Here is a 1,447-nt window from a genome sequence, read left to right as displayed (position 1 = left end):
TGGACTGACCCCATAAAGTTGGACAGTTCATATTAAGCGGCTTTCAGGGCCTGGGTTCGGTATTCTACCGGACTCAGGCCTTTTAATTTCAGGCTGATCCGCTCGTTGTTATAATAATGGATATAGTCCTCTATCGCCTTCCTCAGTTCATTCAGATCGCTGAACCTGTTCAGGTAAAAACACTCCGATTTCAGTGTGCCGAAGAAGTTCTCCATCACTGCGTTATCCAGGCAGTTTCCCTTGCGTGACATACTTTGTGTCATTCCATGGGCCTTTAACTTTGCCTGATAGCCTGCCATTCGATATTGCCAGCCCTGATCCGTGTGCAGCAATGGTGCATCCTCCGGTCCGAGCACTGAGAACGCATCGTGCAGCATCGTATTAACCATCTCCATCACCGGCCTTTCTGACAGGCTGTAGGAGATAATCTCCCGGTTAAACAGATCGAGAACTGGCGACAGGTAAAGCTTTTTACCCTGTACCGTGAACTCTGTAACATCCGTCACCCATTTTTCGTTGGCCTTCGTTGCACCAAAGTTCCGGCTCAGGATATTGGGCGCAGCTTTGCCCACTTCCCCTTTCCAGGAACGATATTTCTTCACCCTTATCACAGAGCGGAGCGACAGCTCTGTCATCAGCCGCTGCACTGTTTTATGGTTTACCAACACTCCCTGTTTTCTCAGTGAGAGCGTGATCCTGCGGTAGCCATAACGCCCTTTGTGATAGTGGTAAATCTCTCTGATTTTGTCTTTCAGTCCGGCATGCCTGTCCACTCGCTTCAGGGCATTCATATTGTGATACCACGTACTGCGGGACATGCCCGCTGCACGCAGAAGATCACCGAGTGCATGCTTCAGCCTTAGCTCACTGATTATCCGGGCTTTCTGCCGTTTTTCTCGCTTTGAACTAAGGCCTTCAGCTTTTTTAGATAGGCATTCTCTGCGCGAAGGTAACGGAGTTCCGCTCGCAGTTCTTCGGGAGATAACTTTTCCAGTTCTGCATCGGTAAGTGGAGGTGTTTTTTGAGGTTTTGTCATGTCCTTACTCCGGCCTGGTTTTATGTTCAGAAGTCCTTCTTCACCAGTGTCTTTGTAAACCTTCACCCAGTGCCGGACAACAGATTCATTTGAGATATTAAACCGTGCGGCAGCCTCGCGCATGGTAAGTTCTTCACTCAGAGCCTTCAGGACAACCGTCAGTCGAAACTCAGGAGAGTGGCGGTCATTTTTCCATGTAATACCATCAATACCGTGGAGTTGCCAGGCTCTTACCCAGCGTCGCACTGATGTTTCTTCAACACCAAAACGTTCAGCGGTACGACGAGCGCCATCGTGTCCGGCAAGATAATGATTAACGACAGCTAATCTGGTTTCGAGAGAATATTTTGGCTTTGCCATAAAAAACTGCACCTTACTCAGTTGGGTGTCCAACTTTTGGGGTGCAGTCCA

General features: G+C 48.9%; 1 protein-coding gene. It reads right to left on the bottom strand.

What is annotated here, in order from left to right:
- Positions 1-32: 32 nt before the first annotated feature.
- Positions 33-1,396, bottom strand: a protein-coding gene (locus tag ABLV11_RS06960) for an IS3 family transposase (RefSeq protein WP_126488128.1) whose coding sequence is annotated in 2 segments (ribosomal slippage) — positions 33-919 and positions 919-1,396 — 1,365 coding nt in all. Because the reading frame shifts where the segments join, the coding sequence is not laid out codon by codon here.
- Between the last annotated feature and the right edge of the window lie 51 nt (positions 1,397-1,447).

It is taken from the genome of Klebsiella sp. GW_Kp181 (assembly GCF_040062315.1).
Taxonomy (GTDB): domain Bacteria; phylum Pseudomonadota; class Gammaproteobacteria; order Enterobacterales; family Enterobacteriaceae; genus Klebsiella; species Klebsiella oxytoca.
This window is presented reverse-complemented; position numbering and strand designations above follow the sequence as displayed.